Source organism: Halomonas sp. DP4Y7-1 (genome assembly GCF_019800705.1).
Lineage (GTDB): Bacteria > Pseudomonadota > Gammaproteobacteria > Pseudomonadales > Halomonadaceae > Halomonas > Halomonas litopenaei_A.
The window spans coordinates 307,408-328,342 of the sequence record NZ_JAHVKS010000001.1 but is presented as its reverse complement, the minus strand read 5'-3'; the positions used below and the strand labels follow the sequence as shown (position 1 = coordinate 328,342).

Here is a 20,935-nt window from a genome sequence, read left to right as displayed (position 1 = left end):
GCAGTGTTTCCCTTACCACTCTTCCAAGCGCATGGAAGAGCGCTCCAGGCGCTGATCCTCTGCCTCGATCTCCCGCAGCATGTCACCGATGGTAGACAGGTGCTCCAGCGCCACTCGGCGCGCTAGCTGCGGCTTGCCTTCCACCACCGCCCGGTGTAGACGGGCGTGCTGGCGATTGATCATGTCTCGTGCATCCGGCCGATGATAGAGGTGCTTCACCGAGGCAAACACTGAACTCAGCAGCAGGTCGGTCAGGCTTTGCAGCGTGTGCGCCAGCACTGGGTTGTGCGACGCCTGACAGATCGCCAGATGGAAGGCGTGATCGAGACGCGCCAGACGCTCGACTTCAATGTCCTGGGTCCCACTCACGTAGTCCGCCATCTCCCGGTAGCGCCGGGTGATCAACACCCTGTCCGAGGCGGTCCCGCGACTGGCGGCCAGACTGGCCGACTCCCCTTCCAGCAAGGCTCGCACTTCAAGCAGGTCATACAGGGTTCTGGGGTGCTCGCGAAACAGGTGCATCAAGGGGCTGGCGTGGGGGGCTTCCACCAGCGGGGCGACCTCGGACCCCCTTCCCTGCCGGGTCACGATCACGCCCTTGCTGCGCAGCGTGCCCAGCGCCTCGCGCAACGACGAGCGCCCAACCCCCAGCCGCTCGCACAGGCGGCGTTCAGAGGGCAACAACTGCCCTGGCCGAAAGACACCATCCAGAATCAGCGTCTCAAGTTTTGCGGCGATCGCCGCCGAGGTGTTGCTCGGTGCGAGTCGCTCGTCCCGGTCCCACATATCCGCGTAGCCCCTCACCTCTGTCACATGTGTCGTCCGCCGGTCAGTCGTTTGCCGATCTGATCATGGACGGAAGAGAAGCGCCAGCGCTACAACAACTGGTCAGACCAGCAAACCAACTGGTGGACAGCAGGACCGATAGCACGCAGATTGTAGTGCAGACAATAACCATCAAGTACGCACGACCGTGCTAGCTGAGGCGAACAAGCATCATGAACATCCTCTACGACGAACGCCTGGACGGCGCCCTGCCGCGCCGCGACAGGCAGGAAGTCCTGGCGGAGCTTTCTCGCGTTGCCCCTGATCTTACCCTGTTGCACCGTGAGGAAGACCTGCGCCCCTTCGAATGTGACGGCCTTTCGGCCTACCGCGTCCTGCCCATGCTGGTGGCCCTGCCCGAGCGCCTGGACCAGGTCGAGGCTCTGCTCAAGCAATGCCGCGCGCTCGGCGTACCGGTGGTGACCCGGGGAGCAGGCACAGGCCTGTCCGGCGGCGCCCTGCCGCTGGAGCAAGGGGTGCTGCTGGTCATGTCACGCTTCAACCGCATCCTCGACATCGATGCCGACGCTCGCGTCGCGCGTGTGCAACCGGGGGTGCGCAACCTGGCCATCTCGGAAGCGGCCTCGCCCTTTGGGCTTTACTACGCGCCGGACCCCTCCTCCCAGATTGCCTGCTCCATTGGCGGCAATGTCGCCGAGAACGCGGGCGGTGTGCACTGCCTCAAGTACGGCCTCACGGTACACAATGTGCTGAAGCTCGAGGTGATGACCATCGAAGGCGAGCGCATGACGATCGGTTCCGAGGCGCTCGACAGCCCAGGCTTCGACCTGCTGGCGCTGATGATGGGCTCCGAGGGCATGCTCGGTGTGGTCACCGAGATCACTGTCAAGCTGCTGCCAAAACCCGAAACCGCCAAGGTGCTGATGGCCAGTTTCGACGACGTCGAAAAGGCGGGTGCCGCCGTGGGCGATATCATCGCTGCCGGCATCATTCCTGGCGGCCTCGAGATGATGGACAACCTGGCCATACGCGCCGCCGAGGACTTCATCCGAGCCGGCTACCCGGTGGATGCCGAGGCGATCCTGCTGTGCGAGCTCGACGGCGTCGAGGCCGACGTCGACGACGATATCGAGACCGTGCGCGGTGTTCTCGCCAAGGCGGGTGCCAGTGATGTCCAGCTGGCCCGCGACGAAACCGAGCGAGCCAAGTTCTGGGCAGGTCGCAAGAACGCGTTTCCCGCCGTCGGGCGCATGTCGCCGGACTACTACTGCATGGATGGCACCATCCCCAGGCGTGAGCTTCCGCGAGTGCTCAAGGGCATCAGCGACCTGTCGCAGCAATATGGCCTGAAGGTGGCCAACGTGTTTCATGCCGGCGACGGCAATATGCATCCGCTGATTCTGTTCGACGCCAATCGTGAAGGAGAGCTGGCCACCGCTGAGGCGCTGGGCGGCAAGATTCTTGAGCTATGCGTGGAAGCAGGCGGCTCGATCACCGGCGAGCATGGGGTAGGCCGCGAGAAGATCAACCAGATGTGCGCCCAGTTCGACAGCCTGGAAATCTCTACCTTCCATGCGGTCAAGGCAGCCTTCGACCCCGACGGTCTGCTCAACCCTGGCAAGAACATCCCGACCCTGGCGCGTTGTGCCGAGTTCGGAGCGATGCACGTGCACAACAACGAGCTACCGCATCCAGAGCTGCCCAGGTTCTAGCCATGACAGCTACACGACCGTCACGGCGCTGGCCCGCTGTGCCCGATCAAGGTTCAGAGCGATGCACGTGCACAACAACGAGCTGCCGCATCCAGAGCTGCCCAGGTTCTAGCCATGACAGCTACACGACCGTCACGGCGCTGGCCCGCTGTGCCCGATCAAGGTTCAGAGCGATGCACGTGCACAACAACGAGCTACCGCATCCACAGCTGCCCAGGTTCTAGCCATGACAGCTACACGACCGTCACGGCGCTGGCCCGCTGTGCCCGATCAAGGTTCAGAGCAATGCACGTGCACAACAACGAGCTACCGCATCCAGAGCTGCCTCGGTTCTCGTGAACCGGTCATCGCCGTATAGCGCGACTGCACGGATGTTTGTTTCTCTTTTGCCGGAATGCAGGTACCCGCATGTCCAACAACGATGTTTTCTGTTCTGCTGCCGACGGCCTTCCCGCCCTGTCTGAGGCCGTTGCAGCGGCCAGCAGCGCTCACCCCATCCGTATCGAAGGTGGCGGCACCAAGTCCTTCTATGGCCGCCCCGTGGAAGGTACGCCGGTATCCACCCGCGAACACCGTGGCATCACCAGCTACGATCCGGTCGAACTGATTGTCTCGGTGCGCGCTGGCACTCCGATCGCCGAACTGGAAGATGCACTTGCCGACCAGGGCCAGATGCTGCCCTTCGAACCACCTCACCTCGGCAGCGCCGCCACCGTGGGTGGCACCATCGCCACCGGGCTGTCCGGGCCACGCCGTCCCTGGGCCGGCTCAGTGCGCGATTTTGTGCTGGGCCTGCGGGTGCTCGACCATCAGGGGCGTGAGCAGCGCTTCGGCGGTGAAGTCATGAAGAACGTGGCCGGCTACGACCTGTCACGCCTGATGGTCGGCGCCCAGGGCACGTTGGGGCTGATTACCGAAGTGACGCTCAAGGTGCTGCCGAAGGCCACCGCCAGCGCCAGCCTGCGTCTTGAGATGAGCCAGCAAGATGCGCTGCAGCGCCTGGCAGAGTGGGGCCGCAAGCCACTGCCGCTGAGTGCAGCCGCCTGGCACGCTGGCTCCCTGCACGTACGCCTGGAGGGCGGTGAGAGTTCGGTGAAGGCGACCGCCAGCATGATCGGTGGCGACACGCTGGAGCCAAGCTTCTGGAGCGAACTCAAAGAGCTGTCACTGCCCTTTTTTACGGCCTCGGACGCGCCGCTATGGCGGATCAGTCTGCCGACCAACAGCGCCATGCTCACGCTCGACGGGGTTGTCCCGGATACCCTGCTGCTCGACTGGGGCGGCAACCAACGCTGGTTGAAAGGCGCGGTCGATGCCCATGAACTACGCGCCGTTGTCCAGCGCGCCGGAGGGCATGCCAGCTGTTTCACGCCGGGCGCTGCCGAGCCCTTTACCCCGCTCTCCCCAGTGGTCGCCAAGTACCACGAGCAGGTAAAGCGCCAACTCGATCCCGACGCCATCTTCAATCCGCGTCGGCTGTATCCGGACTGGTAATGCGCCCCTGGCGCGCCAAGCGATTGCCACAGGCGACCTGTTTCATCGCAAGACTGCAGTGACGCTGCAAGCCTTGACCACGACTAGCGGATAACAACATGCAGACGCATTTCACCGAACAAGATCTCGAGAAGCCTCACCTGCGTGAGGCGGACAGGGTACTGAGAAGCTGCGTACACTGCGGCTTCTGCAACGCGACCTGCCCCACCTACCAATTGCTCGGCGATGAGCGCGATGGCCCGCGCGGGCGTATCTACCTGATGAAGGAGATGCTCGAGAGCCCAGCTGACGACCAGCGCATCACCGAAGAGACGCGGCTTCACCTGGACCGTTGCCTGACCTGCCGCAACTGCGAGACGACCTGTCCGTCAGGCGTCGAGTACCACAAGCTTCTGGATATCGGCCGCGCCGAGATCGAACGCCGGGTGCCGCGCTCCACCGCCGACAAGGCGTTGCGCTTCGGTCTGCGCAAGGCATTGGTCGAGCCTGCCCGCTTCAAGGCGCTGCTGTCGCTGGGCCAGACCTTCAAGCCACTGGTCCCGGGCGCGCTCAAGAGCAAGATGCCGCCTCGTCCGGTCGATGCAGGCATCCGCCCCACCCGGCGACATGAGCGGCAGATGCTGATCCTGGAAGGCTGCGTTCAGCCGGGCCTGTCCCCCAATACCAATGCCGCAACTGCCCGCGTGCTGGACCGGCTAGGCATCGCGCTGACCCCGGCACCGGAGGCTGGCTGCTGCGGCGCCATCGACTTTCACCTGAACGCCCAGGAAGCCGGACGCGAGCGAGCCAGACGCAATATCGACGCCTGGCTGCCTCACCTTGACGCCGGTTGCGAGGCCATCATCCAGACCGCCAGCGGCTGCGGCGCCTTCGTCAAGGAATATGTCGAAGTGCTCGCCGACGACCCTGACTATGCCGAGAAGGCACGTCGGGTCAGCGAGGCCGCCAAGGACCTGGTCGAGGTGCTGGGACAGGAAGACCTGACCACTCTCGACGTGCGCGCCGACCAGCGCCTGGCCTTCCATTGCCCCTGCACCCTGCAGCATGCCCAGAAGCTCAACGGCGCGGTGGAAACGGTACTGACCAGGATGGGCTTCACCCTGACACCGGTGCGAGATGGCCACCTTTGCTGCGGCTCCGCCGGGACCTACTCGATCACCCAGCCCGAACTGTCGCGCCAGTTGCGCGACAACAAGATGGACGCGCTGGAGGAAGGCAAGCCGGATGTGGTCGTCACGGCGAACATTGGGTGCCAGACCCATCTTGCCTCCACCAACCGCACCCCGGTGCGCCACTGGGTCGAGATCGTTGATGAGGCTCTGGTCAGACAGTCCCAGAGCGCCTAGACTGAAAACGAAAATATTTTCCACATTTTGTACTGACTGTAACAACAGGAGCCACCATGCCGACCAAGCCTTACCTCGACCAGTCTCAGGTCAATGCCATTCTTGATGCCGCGCAACAGGAAGCCGACGCTAACGGCTTCGCCGTCACCATTGTGGTCAGCGACGACGGCGGTTATCCGCTGGGCCTACGCCGCCTCGATGGTGCAGCGCCCTTCAGCGCTGACGTTGCCATGGCCAAGGCACGCTCCGCCGCCATCGGCCGCAAGGACACCCAGATTTTCGAGGACATGATCAACGGTGGCCGCAATGCCTTCCTGTCGGCGCCCATGCAGGGCCTGATGTCAGGCGGTGTCCCCGTCATGATCGATGGCCAGGTGGCAGGCGCCGTGGGCATCTCCGGGGTCAAGCCCGATCAGGACATCCAGATAGCCAAGGCTGGCGCCGCTGCCATCGCGTAACACGCCGTCCCCGACAGCTGGATCCACCGCCGCCGCTTCTGGCGGCGGTGGTGCTTGTGACTCACCGAAGTGCTGACACGGAAGGTCCCATGCCACTTCTGCCCTTTCTCGCGCCGCTGGGTGCCGTGCTGATCTGGTCCGGCAACATGACCATCAACCAGCTGACCGTAGGCACCATCTCTCCCAGCAGCATCGCCTTTCTACGCTGGGTGCTGGCCGTACTCGTGATGACCCCCTTTGTCTGGCCACGACTGTGGTCAGAGCGACGGCAGGTCATCCAGCATTGGCCAAGGCTCGCGCTGCTCGGTCTGCTTGGCATGGCGCTCTGGCAGGGCCTTGCCTACGTGGCAGCGGCCACCACCAGTGCCACCAATATGGGCATTCTAGCCGCCATGGTACCGCTGCTGACCATTCTGCTCAGTGCGCTGGTGCTGCGAGAGGCGCCTACCTGGGGTGGATGCATCGGCGGCCTGCTGGCATTGATCGGGGTGCTCTGGCTCTTGAGCCAAGGCCGACTCGCTACCCTGGCAGCGCTGGAGGTCGCTCCAGGCGATGCCCTGATGGTAGTGGCCGCTATCTGCTACGCGCTGTATGGCGTCATGCTCAAGCGTTGGCCGCTCCCCATCTCCCCCTGGGTCATGCTCTACGGCCAGGCGCTGTTCGCCGTGATCGCGCTGCTGCCTTTTTATCTGATGGGCCCCATGACCCCCATTGATTCAAAAAATATAGGACTGATCCTGTACGCAGGCATCCCTGCGTCCATCGTCACCACCTACCTGTGGATGCTGGCCATTCGACAAATTGGCGCCAGCAGAGCCAGCATATTCATCAACCTGATGCCGCTATTCAGCGCCCTTATCGCCATGTCCTTCCTTAGTGAAACTCTTTCGTGGCACCACCTTAGCGGTGGCGCGCTAGTGCTTTCCGGGGTTCTCCTGGCGCAGACCTTGCGTCGCCCCATCGGCCTAAAACCTCCTGTTACCTAGGGGACATGCCTGCCGTTGTCGCCATAACAGTGAACAATACTTAGACTTAGTTATCAGGCTTATTTGCATTTTCAGATCAGGTTGTATAGCTTTAGTACAACCGCTGAGCACAGGACGCCGGCGGTCCACTGCACCCACCAGCGACGAGAGGTTCACCATGAAACATATCGTCAAGGCAGCAGCACTGATGAGCGCCATGGCGTTGTTTTCCAGCATGGCCCTGGCAAACCATCATGAGGAAAGCGATGCACAGGAAAGTGGCGTCGATTCTTCCAATAATGTCACCGAGCAGCACGATTCAAGCGGCAAGCATGGCAGCGATGCCATGAACACTGATGAGCCGATTGTCGAGGACGGTGGCGTCGACTCTGCCAACAGCACCGAAGGTGCTGACGCCGGCATGACTCAGACCCAGCCGACCGGTGACCTGGCAGAAGACAGCGGCGTCGACTCTGCCAACGAAACCGAATAAACGCGCCCTGCCAAGGACGGCACTAGCGGCACGGATATGCCGCGGGTCGGCGGCCAGGAAGGCCGCCAGTGGTTCCAGGACGGAACCGCAGGAGCAGGAGGCTCCACGACGAGCAGACGGACTCGCTCACGCCCGACAGCGACACGGAAGATTGACGGGCCCATGGAAGGGCCCAGGCCAGATCAGCACGGCTGCCAGGAAGGCTGCCGACAGTTCCAGGACGGGACTGATGGGCTTGGATGCCCACATTGAGCACAAGGATCGGCTCGCGCCGGACAGTGAAAAGGACGCCACCCGAGCCCAAGGAAGGGTTCACGCCTCCCTCGCCCTCGTCCGGCTAACGTTTCTTGGTTGTTAGCCCCCACCCACAGCGATCTTCTTTGCCCTGAACTGAGACGTATGCGCTCTCACTGATGAGCCAGCGCACAGGCATCGACTGACCCTGTACAGACCATGACCAGTGAACATCTGGAGGTACTGCAATGAACACTTTCTCAACCACGTTGCTCAAGCGCCTGGCCCTTGCTGGACTGCTTGGACTCGCCTCCGGCGCCGCACTGGCAGACCACCACGGCGACGACCATGCGCACGCCCAGGGTGATATGCAGCAGGAGGAGGTCACGCCGGACAACAGCGGAGTCGATTCGGCCAACGACCCGTCCATGGCCGACCATGCCGATGGCGCCATCCCCGGTGGCGAAATCGTCAAGGATGGTGGCGTCGATTCCAGCCACATGCCTTCTGACAAGGCCTCTGACAGCGATAACCCGTCTGCTCTCGACGAGGGCAAGCTGGTCGAGGATAGCGGCGTCGACTCAGCCAACAAGCCGGAAAACGAGGTCTGAGACCTCTAGCACTGCGGCGCGCGCCGCTGCACCTGCCCGCAAAGTGACTCGTCTGGCTCCGCCCCTCATTGGGCGGGGCCTTTTTATGTCCTGGGGCTATCGGTTGCCTTAGTTGTCTTGCGTGTGTTGTGCCTCCTGCCACCCTGACGATGGGACAGGCGCTGGCTCACGTCACAGACGTGCCTAAGGTATACTCGTGACCACCTGTTTTTCGAAGTCCTGACACTACCGCCACTGTGTAGCGGAACACCTTACATGGGTCGTTGATACAGGGCTCGTGGCTGTTGTACAGATGCTTTTCCAGCGATGCTCTTGTGCCGCTGCTGTTATCCCGATGGTCTTATGTGAGTGTTCTTGTACAGCACCTGTTTACCGCGTTTTCCTGTCAACCAACGCTGATCCCCACCTTTTCCCGGCTTTTCCACCTGCCGCAAGCGGCATGTTAGCCTTAGCGACTCATTTCCGGAGGAACGTTGCATGTCCCTCGATGATCTACAGCTGAATCTCCGCAACCTGACCTGCGACGACTATCCCCAGCTCAAGGGGCTGATGGACAAGGTCTATCACGATATTGGCGGAGCCTGGCCCAGGAACACCATCGACAAGCTGGTGGCAGAATTTCCTGACGGCCAGATCGTCATCGAGGACGATGGCCGCCTGGTGGGCGTGGCATTGACCGCCCTGGTGGACTACGAAGAGTTCTCCAACCCCCATCGCTACGACGATCTCATCGGTAAGCGCGAGACCATCCAGAACGACAAGGATGGCGATGCCATGTACGGCATCGATGTACTGATCGACCCCGCCTACCGCGGCTATCGCCTGGGCCGACGCCTGTACGAAGCGCGCAAGGAAGTCTGTCGCCAGCTCAACCTCAAAGCGATCCTGGCCGGGGGCCGCATCCCGGAGTATCACCGGGTTGCCGAGCAGATGTCTCCCAGTGAGTACATCGACAAGGTATCGCGCAAGGAGCTGCACGACCCCATCCTGTCGTTTCAGCTGTCCAACGATTTCCAGGTCAAGCGACTGCTGCGCAAGTACTTGCCCGAGGACGAGAAGTCCCAGGGATATGCGACCCTGCTCGAGTGGAACAACATCCTGTTCGAGCCGGCCGAGCGCATGCTGGAAAGTCGTCCCACCCAGGTTCGGGTTGGCGCGGTGCAGTGGCAGATGCGCGAATTTGCATCGGTCGAGGCGGTACTGCAGCAGGTCGAGTACTTTGTCGATGCGCTGTCGGACTACCAGAGCGACTTTGCCGTCTTTCCCGAATTGTTCAACGCCCCGCTGATGGGGCTGCAGGATCGCGCCGCACAGCAGGACCAGATGGCGGCCATTCGCTTCCTGGCCGGATTCACCGAGCGCTTCAAGACCGAAATGTCACGCATGGCGGTAGCCTATAACATCAACATCATCGCAGGGTCGATGATCGAGGAAGGCCCCGAGGGTCGCCTCTACAATGTGGCGTACCTGTGCCATCGTGACGGCAGCGTAGAGCGCCAGGCAAAGCTGCACATCACCCCTCAAGAGCGGCGTGATTGGGTCATTGAGGGCGGCGACGACCTCTGCGTGTTCCAGACCGATGCCGGGCGCATCGGCATCCTGATCTGCTACGACGTGGAATTCCCGGAGCTGGGCCGACTGCTCGCGGATCAAGACATGGACATGCTGTTCGTGCCGTTCTGGACCGATACCAAGAATGGCTACCTGCGGGTGCGCCATTGTGCCCAGGCTCGCGCCATCGAGAACGAGTGCTATGTCGTCCTGTGTGGCAGCGTGGGCAACGTGCCGTCCATCGAGAACCTGGATATCCAGTACGCCCAGTCATCGGTGTTCTCACCGTCGGACTTTGCCTTTCCCCACGATGCGGTCATGGCAGAGACCACCCCCAACACCGAAATGATCATGTTCTCGGATCTCGACCTGTCGCGGTTGACCGTGGTGCGTGCCGAGGGCTCGGTGACCAACCTCAAGGACCGCCGCAAGGACCTGTTCGACCTGCGCCTGCGCGACTGGTCCTGGAAGTCCGGCGCCAGGGATCAGGACGACAGCTGATGTTGTCCCGCCTCAGGCGATGGCGAGCGGCGCGTTTCGATGCTCGTCATCCCTTTCCCGCCGACACCTGGGCAGCCGCGCGAGCGCGGCTGCCCTTGCTGGCCCGGGTGCCCGAGGCGTCGGCCCAGCGCCTGGGGCAGCGCGCCTGGCGCTTTCTTCACGACAAGCGTCTGAGCCTGCACCCGGACCTGGATCCTGCGGCACTGGATAGCGAGGAACGCCTGGCCCTGGCGGCCCAGGCCTGCCTGCTGACGCTCGGCTGGAGCGAGCACGAGCACCAGGACGCCTTCGCCAACGTGCACGAAGTACTGGTGTTGCCCGACGCCTTTCGTCGCCAGGTCGAAGAGATGGACGAGGCCGGCGTGATGCACGTCTACGAGGACGAGCGTGCCGGCGAGACGTTCTATCAGGGGCCTGTGGTCATTGCCCTGCCCGACCTGCTGGAGAGCGGTGGTCTGGAGGGCTTCAACGTGGTCATCCACGAGTTCGCCCATAAGCTCGACATGGGCAACTCTCAGGACGTCGACGGCTTCCCCCCGCTTCCTGTGACCATTGCCTCGGCGCAGTGGCATCGCGAATTCTCCGCGGTCTGGAACGACCTTCAGGAACGTGTTGCCAGCGGCGAGCCGACGCCTATCGATGACTACGCGGCCACTCACCCTGGAGAGTGTTTCGCGGTCTGCTGCGAGACCTTCTTCAGCGCACCCGACCTCCTATCGCAGGCCTATCCCGGCCTGTACGAACTGCTCTGTCGCTACTTCAAGCAGCAGCCGCATCAATGGCACCTACCCACCGCTGCCCTTGACGCTCCGTCATCCGACTCACAGGCTCGCTCGTCATGACCCGTCGCTGGCTTCTCCCTACTCTGGCGCTGACGCTTCTCCTCGCCTGCGGTCTGACATGGCAATGGCTGGCGATGCATGACCTGCTGACGGTCGACACCTTGTTGACGCTGGCCCAGGGCGCCGCGGCATGGCGCGATAGCCCATGGGCGATGGTGGTGGTGGCCAGCGTCTACGCCGGCCTGTCGCTGGTGATGTTCCCGCTCAGCCTGCTGGTAGCGGCCACGGGCCTGCTGTTCGGGCCCTGGTGGGGGTTTGGTTATGCCCTGATTGGCACCTTGGCCGCGTCATGCCTGACCTGGTGGGTCGGCCGGCAACTCGGTCGGGACGCACTGCTGCGCTATGGCGGCAAGCGACTCCACGGCGTATCGCGCTACCTTTCCGGCCGCGGCATACGCACCATGACCATCGTCAATCTGCTGCCATTGGCCCCCTTCACCCTGACCAATATGCTGGCCGGTGCCTTTCACCTGCGTTTCAGGGATTACCTGATCGGCTCCGTCATCGGGATCGCCCCTGGGCTTGCCGGCGTTACCCTGCTGGGCAGCCAGCTGGGTGAGCTGGTAACGGCAGACAGCCGCAGCGAGGTGATCTACTCCGTGATGGGACTGGCAATCGGCGTTGCCGTGCTGGTGGCGCTCAAGCGCTGGGCGGACCGGCGCAAACGCTCCCGGCGCGAGATAACGCGGTAAGCCCTTTCTAGAACAGCGTGTCTCGAGAGCAGGGCTTGAAGTGCGGGGCGTGAAGTGAGCGCCCCCCAGGTGCGGGCGAGGCTTTGTCCGAAAAGTCGACGAGCGAAGGTTAGACAAGGCAAAAATCGGTGAGAAAGCGCAGTTTACGAAGTGTAAATGAGCATTTTGACCCGATTTTTAACGCCGTATCACCAAGCGCAGGCACTTTTCGTACAAGCCCTAGGTGGCACTTTCCTTAAGGTGAACAAACTCAATACGATTACGCCCGCCGGTCTTGGCACGGTACATGGCCTTGTCGGCATGGCTGACCAGCTGGCTCAGGTCCTCGTGCCCCTGATCGATCAACAGGGCGCCAATACTGGCCGTGACCGCAATCGGCGCTCCTGCGGCCGACACATCGAGACTGGCCAGCGCCTGATTGAAACGCTCCAGCGCCACCATCAGCGCCGGCTTGTCCACATCGGCCATGACCACGCAAAATTCCTCGCCTCCCATTCGCGCGATCAGGTCAGACTTGCGAAAGCTGGACGTGAGCGCTTTCGCCACGGCGACCAGAACCTGGTCGCCCACGTCATGGCCGTAAGTGTCGTTGATGGACTTGAAGTGATCGAGGTCGATGAGCGCGATTCCCAGAGCCGCGCTATGGCACTGCCAGCGCTTGGTCAGTGCACCAAAGCGGGTGGCGAAGGCCCGTCTATTGCATACCCCGGTCAGGGGGTCGGTACCGGACAGCAGCGCCATTTCTTCCATCTGGTGATGAATACGAATGCTGGCCGCCACCCAGTGCGCCATGGCCTGCAGGCGCTGCCGATCGAGGTCGCTGAAGGCGTCAGGCGTCTCATGGGCAATATTCATGGTGCCCATGCAGCGACCGCTGCTGATCATCGGCACATCGAGACAACACCTTAGTCCCTTGCTACGCAGCATCTGGCAATCCAGATCGCTGCTACCTTCGAAGCTGGCGGCGTACTCCGCCTGACGGGTGCGATAGACCCGCCCCACCATCGTCCCTTCGATGGGCATGGGAGCGTCTACGGGAATGGCGTTGTTACCCTGCATGGCAATCAATGCCAGTTCGGTCTCGGACTTGGCCAGGGTGATGGACGCCCGATTGGCGCCAAACACGGTATGCGACCACCTGGCCACCGTGTCCAGCACGTCCTGCAACGACTCGGCAGCAGACAGCTCGTGCACGAAGCGCACCGGCAACTCGATGGTCAAGTCGACGTCGAGAGACGTCATTTCCCCTGGTTCGCTTGCCTTGGACACCCTGCCACCTCCACGCCAGGCATTCATGCCATCCTGCTGCATTGTCATGACACTATCGTGCACCAGCCAGGGAGAGGGAACAACCGCCAAGCGACGCACCGCAACGGCATACTGACGACAGCAAGCCTTCGACATGTCTTAGGCCAGGGTACGCCTACGACTCTTCTCGGCGAGCCGGTGTCTTCGGTTCACCATGGTGGTGCCCAGGCCACCAGGAAGGACGCTCTTCCCGCCATTCGTCTTGCACCACGTGACGCAGGACTCGCCCTCGGTAGCACAGCATCTGCCACTCAGCGCCAAGACGGCTGCGCACCCGCTCCCAGCCGCCATCGTCTGCGTGTGTAAAGGGGCCGCCATGGGCGATGGCCAGGCGATAGACGCGCAGGCAACGCTCGGCACAGCGCGACTCATCGTAGTCTTTTGCGGTTGTCAGCGCGGCCTGATGCCGGTCCTGCCAGCACTCGGGCTCACCGCACTCCAGCAGCGCCTCGGCAAAGGCACTCTCGTCCTCGCTCTGCAGCAGGCGGCCGTTGGCACCGTCACGCACCACCTCGCGCACGCCTGGCGCGTCCAGGGCCACCACCGGCAAGCCCGCCGCCATCGCCTCGGCGACGACCATGCCTTGCGTCTCGCTAAACGAAGCAAAGGCAAACACATCCATCCCATGGTAGGCATCGATCAGCTCCTGACCATGCAGGCACCCGGTAAAGCAGACGCGATCCAACACCCCCTGTTCCTGGGCGATGCTCTCGACCACCTGCCGCGCATTGCCGTCACCCACCACCAGCCACCAGGCGTCCGTTCGGGCCGTCAACGCCAGGCACACAGCACGGGCCAGGAAGGCCAGATTCTTCTCCTTGGCAAGGCGACCAAGATGTCCCAACACCAGCGCATCGTCACCGATACCGAAGTGCTTACGCCAACGGTCACGCTGGCCACCGGCAAACCGACGGGTATCGACACCGCTTGGTACCACCGTGGTCTGCGGATTGCCGGCACGTTCCGCCAACAGCGCCTTGATGCTCTCGCTCGGCGCGATGACCTCGTCACACAGCCAGGTGTACTGGGTCGCCAGGGCGATGGCGAAGCGCTGCATCCGGGGCGAATGCCCGGGCACATAGTGGGTGTAGTGTTCATACAGTGTGTGGTGGGTGAACACCAAAGGCAGTCCGTACGTTTCCGCTGCTCGAGCCGCGGTATCCCCCAGCAGGAAAGGATGATGGGAATGCACGATGTCTGGCTCGAAGGACTCGATGGCATCGAACAATTGCCCGGGAATCGGTACGGGGAGGGAAAAGTCACTGCCATTGAACTGCTGGACCGCCGCCACCCTGACCACATCCGGCTCGTTGTCCGGCTGTCCCTCAAGCCGAGGTGCCACCACCAGCACAGCATGGCCGGCGTCCTGGAGCTGGGACTTGAGACGCTGCACGGATTCGCTCACCCCGCCCACAATGGGTGCATAGGTGTTGGTGAACATCAGCACATTCACGGTGGCTATTCGCTCCCGAAAGCAGGTAAAAAAAGCGTATAACGCCTGCGTGAAACGGTCGTCACTCGAGTGGCGTGGACGACGGCAACGGCGCTGGCAACAAACCCTATGAGGACAAGTTTACGCGTGTATGGTTCGCCCCGCCTGGCCATCATGGATACGAGCACTCAGGTGACTCAGGTGGAGGCAGGGGTGATGACAGAACGTTCGGCATCCTCCCGATAGGCCAGCAGCCACGTCCACAGACCGTGTGCGGCCTGACCCTGCTGCCGTTTTGGCCGGCACAGCCAGAACCCTTCATCCACGGGCAATGCCGTCGCGAAAGGGGCCACCAGGGAGTGCCTGCCACTTAGCAGGCGCTGATGCACCAATGCCACTCCGACGCCCTGCTCGGCAAGGCTGATAACCATGCTGAGGTTGTCACATACCAGGCTATGGCACTGGCGCGACAGTGCTGCCTGGTCCACCAGAGACAGCCACGCCAGCCAGCCTGAGGCGAATCCTGCAGCGTGCAACAGCGTCTGTCCAGCCAGATCCCCCGGTGAGGCCAGACGCTCGGCCAGCGAAGGTGAACATACGGGGATCAGCGACTCCTTGCCCAGGCTGATGCTCTCCACATTCCCCCAGTCCCCTCGGCCGTAGCGGATTTCCATATCCGCCCCCTGGGCGCCAAAGTCGGCGCTCCAGATGGCACTGACCACCCTGACCGAGATATCGCGATGAGTGGCGTGAAAACGCGCCAGCCGAGGCGCCAACCAATAATGCTGCAGGGCGGGCGTGGTGCGCAGGGTGACCTGGCCTTCCGAGGTGGTACCGAACACCTCAAGCGTTCCCTCTTCCAGGCGCGCGAAGGCTTCCTGCACGCTCGGCAGCCAGGCTTGGCCTGCCGGGGTCAACGACAGGCTGCGAGGGTGTCGTACGAACAGGGCTTGCCCCAGACGGTCCTCCAGCAACCTGATGCGCTGACTGATGGCCGCCTGAGTCACCGACAGTTCCTGTCCTGCTGCGGTGAAGCTCAGCGTGCGCGCCGAAGCCTCGAAGGCCTGCAGCCAGTGGAGAGGAGGAAGAGCGCTCATCTCGTATCCATCCGCGTAGTGGTTGGTTTACTTGGCACCAAGCAAAAAGGTGCCATAAGCAGAGCTTGGCCTAAGACCCCATATTAGTCGTTTGTCGACGCGGGCTCGAGCCGCCACCATGTTTCCCCTCCCTCACCTTCGACATGCCGATTCAGGAGAGTTTCCATGCAAAGCGATGCCGTGCCGCCCCAAGCGACTGACGTCTCCCTACGCGCTGACGCGCTAATCGACATGCATGAACTCGCCCCCTACCCCGAGCGGCCATGGCTTGCCACCGTCAGCACCAGCGAATCCCACGTCAGGCTGACCTGGGAAAACGGTGACGAGGGCAGCTACCCGCTGATCTGGCTTCGTGATCATTGTGCCTGCGAGCGATGCCGACACCCGCAGACCCGGGAGCGGCTGGTGATGCCCCTTGAGGAAACGCCACGGCTGTCTGGTGCACGGGTCGTACAAGGGCAACTGCAGCTGTCCTGGCAGGATGAGCATATCAGCCGGTTCGCCAGCGGCTGGCTGCATCAGCGCCGGCCAGGGTATTCAAGCCCGTCGCCGCTGCCCAACACGGTGGCGTGGCCCGATGGTTTCGCTGCCGAGCGTGTACGCCACTCAGACCTCGTCGCCGGCGGTGAGGGCGAACAACGGTGGCTCACCGCACTGCTGCGCGATGGCCTGGTGCTGCTGGATGACGGCCCGCTGGCCCTGGACGAAGTCAGCCGACTGGCGCAGCGTATCGGACCGCTCAGAGCGACCAACTTCGGTGCACGTTTCGACGTAGTCTCAAAGCCCAACCCCAACAACGCAGCCTATACGGCCATCGGCCTGGCGCTGCATACGGACCTGCCCAACTGGCGCCAGCCGCCGGACATACAGCTGCTTTACTGCCTCAAGAACGATGCCGAAGGAGGCGGCTCGATCTTTGCCGACGGCGTTCAGGTCGCTGAGGCATTGCGGGCCGAACATCCCGCCCACTTCACCCTGTTGGCGACAACGCCCATCGACTTTCGCTTTCAGGATGACGAGCAGGATATTGGCGTGCGCGAACCGGTCATAGACGTGGCGCCGGATGGGCGCATTCGCGAGATTCGCTTCAATAACTGGATTCGTGACACCCTCCACCTGCCGGAGGCGTTGATCGCCCCCTGGTACGAGGCCTACGCCCATTTCTGGGCGTTGCTGAACGCCCCGGAGCACCGAATATCCCTTGAGCTCAAGCCAGGGCAGATGGTCGCCTTTGACAATCGCCGGGTTCTCCACGGTCGCGAAGCGTTCGACCCCAGCACCGGCGAGCGCCACCTGCAGGGCACCTACCTGGACCGCGACATGCTGGAGTCACGCTTGCGCGTGCTGGCCAGACAGGGCTGAGCCAGCGCCCTAGTGCGCCAGCCCGTCGCTCAAGCCGGGACAGCAATGCGGTCTTCCAGTCCCTTCGCGAGAAAGTCGACCAGCGCCCGCAGTCGAGCCGGCACGTGACGGCGCTGGGCATAGACCGCGAAGAAGTCGGCCCTGACTCCCTGCCACCCCGGCAGCAGCTGGATCAGCCTTCCCGCCGCCAGGTCATCACAGACATCCCACCAGGAGCGCAGCATGATTCCGTGGCCGTCTAGCGCCAGCCGCTTGATGACTTCCCCGTCATTGCTGGCAAGGCGCCCACCGACCTTCACCGATACCTCCTTGCCCTGGGCATCTTCAAAGCGCCACTGAGCAAAGTCACTATCGTTCTCGCGAAGCACCAGACAGGCATGGCGTTGAAGGTCGGAGACGGCGACGGGCCGTCCGTGCCTGGCCAGATAGTCAGGTGAGGCACAGGGCACTCGACGGTTGATGACCAGCCGACGCGCGACCAGGCGCGAGTCCGGTGGCTCGCCGATACGGATCCCCAGATCGACCCCCTCCACCAGCGGCGCAGGAAAGTTCGACAGTTCAAGCGACGCCTCGATCCCGGGATGCTGGGCACAGAAATCGGATAGCAGTGGAGCCACGTGGCGGCGACCGAAGCCAAAGGTGGCATTGATGCGAATCGGCCCCGCCAGTGCGCGGCGGTCCTCCCCCAGGCTCTCTTCCAGCTCTGCCAGCTCTTCCAGCAGGGCCATGCCACGGGCCAGATACCGCTCTCCCTCGGCGGTCAGGGTCCACCGGCGGGTGGTACGCGTGGCCAGCTCAACCCCCAGCCGCGCCTCGATCTGCTTGAGCCGTTTGCTCACCGCCGACAGCGACAGCCCAAGCTCCCGCGCCGTAGCCGTCAAGTTGCCTGCCAGCGCCAGCTGGCGAAAGAACGCAAGATCATCCAGTGACGCCACGCCACTCTCCACCAAGATTCAACAATGAATTGCCATAAAGCCCCATTATCCCATTCACGTAAAGGGCTACACTGGCTTCAGCGACGGCGACCTGGCCAACGTCAGGACCGCCGACCTGACGACAGACGGCCGTTCAACCCGCAACCACTCGGCTGGCAGTCTCTCCACTAACAACAGATCAACATCAACGCTGACAGGAGCTCGCCCCATGTCTCATCGCATTGCGATCATCGCCGGAGACGGCATCGGTACCGAAGTCATGCCAGAGGGCGTGCGCGCCCTGGAGGCCGCCGCCAAGCGTTTCGATATTGCGCTCGACACCCAGACCTTTGACTTCGCCTGCTGTGACTATTACCTCGAGCACGGCAAGATGCTGCCGGACGACTGGCGTGAGACGCTGATCGGCTTTGATGCCATCTTCTATGGTGCCATCGGCTGGCCCGACAAAGTGCCCGATCACATCTCGCTGTGGGGATCGCTGCTCAAGTTTCGACGCGAGTTCGATCAGTACGTCAACCTGCGCCCCTGCCGCCTGCTACCGGGGATCAAGAGTCCTCTGGCAGGACGCGTGCCCGGGGACATCGACTTCTATGTGGTTCGCGAGAACACCGAGGGCGAGTATTCGAGCGTTGGCGGCACCATGTTCGAGGGCACTGATCGGGAAGTCGTCATTCAGGAAACCGTGATGACCCGCCACGGCGTCGACCGAGTCCTCAAGTACGCCTTTGACCTGGCCCAGAGCCGGCCTCGCAAGAAACTGACGTCCGCCACCAAGTCCAACGGCATCGCCATCACCATGCCCTGGTGGGACAGCCGCGTGGCCGAGATGGCCAAGCACTACAGCGATGTCGAGGTCGACAAGTTTCATATCGACATCCTGACCGCCAACTTCGTGATGCACCCGGACTGGTTCGATGTGGTGGTCGCCTCGAATCTGTTCGGCGACATCCTGTCTGACCTGGGGCCTGCCTGCACCGGCACCATTGGCGTCGCGCCCTCTGCCAACATCAACCCTGAGGGCACCTTCCCCAGCCTGTTCGAGCCAGTTCACGGCAGCGCACCGGATATCGCCGGCAAGGGCATCGCCAATCCCATCGGCCAGATCTGGTCCGGAGCCATGATGCTCGAACACCTGGGACACAAGGACGCCGGCGACGCCATCCTCGCGGCGATCGAAGCCGTACTGGAAGACGGCAACAAGGCGGTCCTGACGCCGGATCTTGGTGGCACTGGTACCACCGAGCAACTGGGTGGTGCCATCAGCGAGCGGATTGCTCACGGCTGAGGCCGACGGGGCAGGCCTGATCGAACAGGTCAGCCCCGCTGCCACACGCCCTGTACCACCCTCACCCGATCGTGCTGAAGGTTGTCGAGCAGGTTACGCCCCATGTCGACAAACGACTCACCGAAGATGGCCGCCGCGCCGGGCAGCTTGTGACGGCTGCCCTCCGTCTTTGCGGGCGTCCCCTGCGTCGTCTCAGCCTGTGGCGGTTGTTCGTGGCGTGCATGCTTGCCCCGCCATGCCAGGGCATCGGCCGTCACGTCCTCAAGCGTCAGGCATTCAAAGCCAGCGCTTTTCAGGCGCCGCTCAAGCTGAGCCAGTGACTCGAGCTGGCTATGCTCTCGGCGACTTGCCCAGGGCACCGGCAGCACCAGCGGTGAGGGGTTGTCACCGCTGACCACCTCATGCAGCAGCAGCTTGCCCTGACCGGCAAGGACTCGACACCATTCGCCGATCACCGCATCGGGGGTCGGCATGTTAAGCAGCGCATGCTGACACCAGACCGCGTCAACACTTGCGCTGGGCAGCGGCAGTTCGGCGGCATCGGCACAGATGAACCGGGTCCTGGACGACAGCCCGGTGGCACGACTGAGCCATCTGGCCACATCGATAAACTCCGCCGTGACGTCAATCCCCACCACCTGGCAGTCGCCTTCAGCGGCAAGCAGGCGACTGGCACCCCCGGTGCCACAGCCGATATCCAGCACGCGGCTGCCTGCGGGCAGTTGAGCCAGCTGGCTCAGCCGTCGACTCGCCGCGCGGCCGCCAAGATGAAGCTGGTCGATACCCGCTATCTCGTCCAGGCTCAGCCGCTCCACATCGCAGCCTGCCGCCTGAAAGGCATCTCTCAGCCGGTCGGTCAAACCGGCATCAAGGCGGCCAGCAGGTTTGCCAGCGGGTTTGCCAGCGGGTTTGCCAGCGTAGTGCTCATCAACTCTTGCCAATACCGCCTCACTGCGTGACCTCGTGTCCTTCATCCCCAGGCTCCCTATTGTCTTCTGATGCCCTGTCGTACTGTCCTTCACGGCCATGCCCTGATTCTCCGTTCCCCACTGGTCATCTGACCACGCGGGTATCAGCACCGGAGTGGCGATTGGCAGAAGCCGCCCCACCCTTGGACAACATTGATACCAGAGACATACACTAGCTTTACATCATGAACGTTTCTCTGGAGTCACCATGTCTTCGCACGGACGCCGTCTTCGCTCTCTGACCACCCTGTTTCCCCTCAGCATGCTGGCGCTGGCCGGCTGCACCGGGCTGCCTTCGGGTACCCAACCCATCAATGACTTTGCCCTTGATGACTACCTGGGGCGCTGGTACGAGATCGCTCGCTTCGATCACAGCTTTGAAGAGGGGCTGGACTGCGTGACCGCAGACTACTCCCTGCGCGACGACGGTGGCGTGCGAGTGATCAACCGCGGCGTCAACCTCGCCGAGGGCAACGTGGATGTGGCAGAAGGCAAGGCCTACCTGCTTGAGGAAGACAATGTTGGTCGCCTGAAAGTGAGTTTCTTCGGCCCCTTCTACTCAAGCTACAACATTCTGGCGCTGGACGACGCAGGACAATGGTCGCTGGTCACCGGACCAGACCGCGACTATCTCTGGGTTCTGGCGCGGAGTCCTCAACTGGACCAGGCGACCTACCAATCGCTGGTCGAGCGCGCCGAACGCCTCGACTACCCGGTTGATGAGTTGATCAACGTCGACCAGGGCGAGGCCTGCACCGCGTATCGACAAGGGGCGTGAGCCGCCGATCAGGTCCACCAGCCCTCGTCAAAATGTATAACATACAGATGCATGATTACCTCATACGCTGAAGGGGCGGCCATGG

19 protein-coding genes are annotated in these 20,935 nt (G+C 62.7%); 13 read left to right on the top strand and 6 right to left on the bottom strand.

The genetic code is table 11. The features are described 5' to 3' along the window. Nucleotides 1-12: 12 nt before the first annotated feature. Complete coding sequence (glcC, locus tag KUV72_RS01300; RefSeq protein ID WP_222237455.1) at nt 13-786, bottom strand: transcriptional regulator GlcC; 774 nt, start codon at nt 784-786, stop codon at nt 13-15. A 212-nt stretch (nt 787-998) separates the two neighbouring features. Between glcC and glcD the strand changes: the two genes are divergently transcribed. From glcD to KUV72_RS01250, 10 genes are all read left to right on the top strand, one after another. Further along, nucleotides 999-2,498 (top strand): glycolate oxidase subunit GlcD, encoded by a 1,500-nt coding sequence (gene glcD, locus KUV72_RS01295; protein ID WP_222161711.1) that lies wholly within the window; start codon nt 999-1,001, stop codon nt 2,496-2,498. Nucleotides 2,499-2,906: 408 nt separating this feature from the next. Further along, complete coding sequence (gene glcE, locus KUV72_RS01290) at nt 2,907-3,992, top strand: glycolate oxidase subunit GlcE (RefSeq protein WP_222237176.1); 1,086 nt, start codon at nt 2,907-2,909, stop codon at nt 3,990-3,992. A gap of 98 nt (nt 3,993-4,090) precedes the next feature. Continuing rightward, the gene (gene glcF, locus KUV72_RS01285; RefSeq protein WP_222237175.1) at nt 4,091-5,338 is read left to right on the top strand and encodes a glycolate oxidase subunit GlcF; all 1,248 of its coding nucleotides are present in this window, start codon (nt 4,091-4,093) and stop codon (nt 5,336-5,338) included. Nucleotides 5,339-5,394: 56 nt separating this feature from the next. Next, nucleotides 5,395-5,796: a heme-binding protein gene (locus KUV72_RS01280; protein ID WP_222237174.1), complete on the top strand. Its 402-nt coding sequence runs from the start codon at nt 5,395-5,397 to the stop codon at nt 5,794-5,796. Nucleotides 5,797-5,885: 89 nt separating this feature from the next. Next, the gene (locus KUV72_RS01275; RefSeq protein WP_222237173.1) at nt 5,886-6,782 is read left to right on the top strand and encodes a DMT family transporter; all 897 of its coding nucleotides are present in this window, start codon (nt 5,886-5,888) and stop codon (nt 6,780-6,782) included. A 157-nt stretch (nt 6,783-6,939) separates the two neighbouring features. Further along, the gene (locus KUV72_RS01270) at nt 6,940-7,254 is read left to right on the top strand and encodes a hypothetical protein (protein ID WP_222237172.1); all 315 of its coding nucleotides are present in this window, start codon (nt 6,940-6,942) and stop codon (nt 7,252-7,254) included. 482 nt (nt 7,255-7,736) lie between these two features. Next, a complete protein-coding gene (locus tag KUV72_RS01265) occupies nt 7,737-8,099 on the top strand; it encodes a hypothetical protein (RefSeq protein WP_206939904.1) in 363 nt (120 codons plus the stop codon). A 477-nt stretch (nt 8,100-8,576) separates the two neighbouring features. Next, entirely contained in the window at nt 8,577-10,151 is a 1,575-nt protein-coding gene (locus KUV72_RS01260; protein WP_206939905.1) for a bifunctional GNAT family N-acetyltransferase/carbon-nitrogen hydrolase family protein, read from the top strand. Beyond that, nucleotides 10,151-10,993, top strand: a complete 843-nt coding sequence (locus KUV72_RS01255; protein WP_222161704.1) for a zinc-dependent peptidase — start codon at nt 10,151-10,153, stop codon at nt 10,991-10,993. The genes KUV72_RS01260 and KUV72_RS01255 overlap by 1 nt, the downstream gene beginning before the upstream one ends. Beyond that, on the top strand, nt 10,990-11,685 hold the full coding sequence (locus tag KUV72_RS01250; RefSeq protein ID WP_222237171.1) for a TVP38/TMEM64 family protein: 696 nt from the start codon (nt 10,990-10,992) through the stop codon (nt 11,683-11,685). Before KUV72_RS01255 ends, KUV72_RS01250 begins: the two co-directional genes overlap by 4 nt. A gap of 219 nt (nt 11,686-11,904) precedes the next feature. Here KUV72_RS01250 and KUV72_RS01245 read toward each other — a convergent pair whose 3' ends face one another. The 3 genes from KUV72_RS01245 to KUV72_RS01235 all read right to left on the bottom strand — a co-directional run bounded on the left by KUV72_RS01245 (nt 11,905) and on the right by KUV72_RS01235 (nt 15,522). Beyond that, the gene (locus KUV72_RS01245) at nt 11,905-13,002 is read right to left on the bottom strand and encodes a sensor domain-containing diguanylate cyclase (RefSeq protein ID WP_206939910.1); all 1,098 of its coding nucleotides are present in this window, start codon (nt 13,000-13,002) and stop codon (nt 11,905-11,907) included. A gap of 106 nt (nt 13,003-13,108) precedes the next feature. After that, entirely contained in the window at nt 13,109-14,446 is a 1,338-nt protein-coding gene (locus KUV72_RS01240) for a glycosyltransferase (RefSeq protein ID WP_222237170.1), read from the bottom strand. Between the two features lie 176 nt (nt 14,447-14,622). Then, nucleotides 14,623-15,522, bottom strand: coding sequence for a LysR substrate-binding domain-containing protein (locus KUV72_RS01235; protein WP_222237169.1), 900 nt, complete (start codon nt 15,520-15,522; stop codon nt 14,623-14,625). Nucleotides 15,523-15,687: 165 nt separating this feature from the next. Between KUV72_RS01235 and KUV72_RS01230 the strand changes: the two genes are divergently transcribed. After that, on the top strand, nt 15,688-16,884 hold the full coding sequence (locus KUV72_RS01230; protein WP_222237168.1) for a TauD/TfdA family dioxygenase: 1,197 nt from the start codon (nt 15,688-15,690) through the stop codon (nt 16,882-16,884). Nucleotides 16,885-16,913: 29 nt separating this feature from the next. Here the strand turns inward: KUV72_RS01230 and KUV72_RS01225 are convergent, their stop codons facing one another. Beyond that, entirely contained in the window at nt 16,914-17,819 is a 906-nt protein-coding gene (locus KUV72_RS01225) for a LysR family transcriptional regulator (protein WP_222237167.1), read from the bottom strand. Nucleotides 17,820-18,027: 208 nt separating this feature from the next. Here KUV72_RS01225 and KUV72_RS01220 point away from each other — a divergent pair, with 208 nt between their 5' ends. After that, nucleotides 18,028-19,104: a tartrate dehydrogenase gene (locus KUV72_RS01220; RefSeq protein WP_206939920.1), complete on the top strand. Its 1,077-nt coding sequence runs from the start codon at nt 18,028-18,030 to the stop codon at nt 19,102-19,104. A 29-nt stretch (nt 19,105-19,133) separates the two neighbouring features. On the opposite strand, the gene KUV72_RS01215 is transcribed toward KUV72_RS01220, so the two are convergent. Continuing rightward, nucleotides 19,134-20,078, bottom strand: a complete 945-nt coding sequence (locus tag KUV72_RS01215) for a class I SAM-dependent methyltransferase (protein ID WP_222237166.1) — start codon at nt 20,076-20,078, stop codon at nt 19,134-19,136. A 202-nt stretch (nt 20,079-20,280) separates the two neighbouring features. On the opposite strand from KUV72_RS01215, the gene KUV72_RS01210 reads away from it, so the two are divergent. Beyond that, nucleotides 20,281-20,850 carry a lipocalin family protein gene (locus KUV72_RS01210; RefSeq protein ID WP_206939925.1) on the top strand — a complete coding sequence of 190 codons (570 nt, stop codon included), beginning with the start codon at nt 20,281-20,283 and terminating at the stop codon, nt 20,848-20,850. Nucleotides 20,851-20,935: the final 85 nt, after the last annotated feature.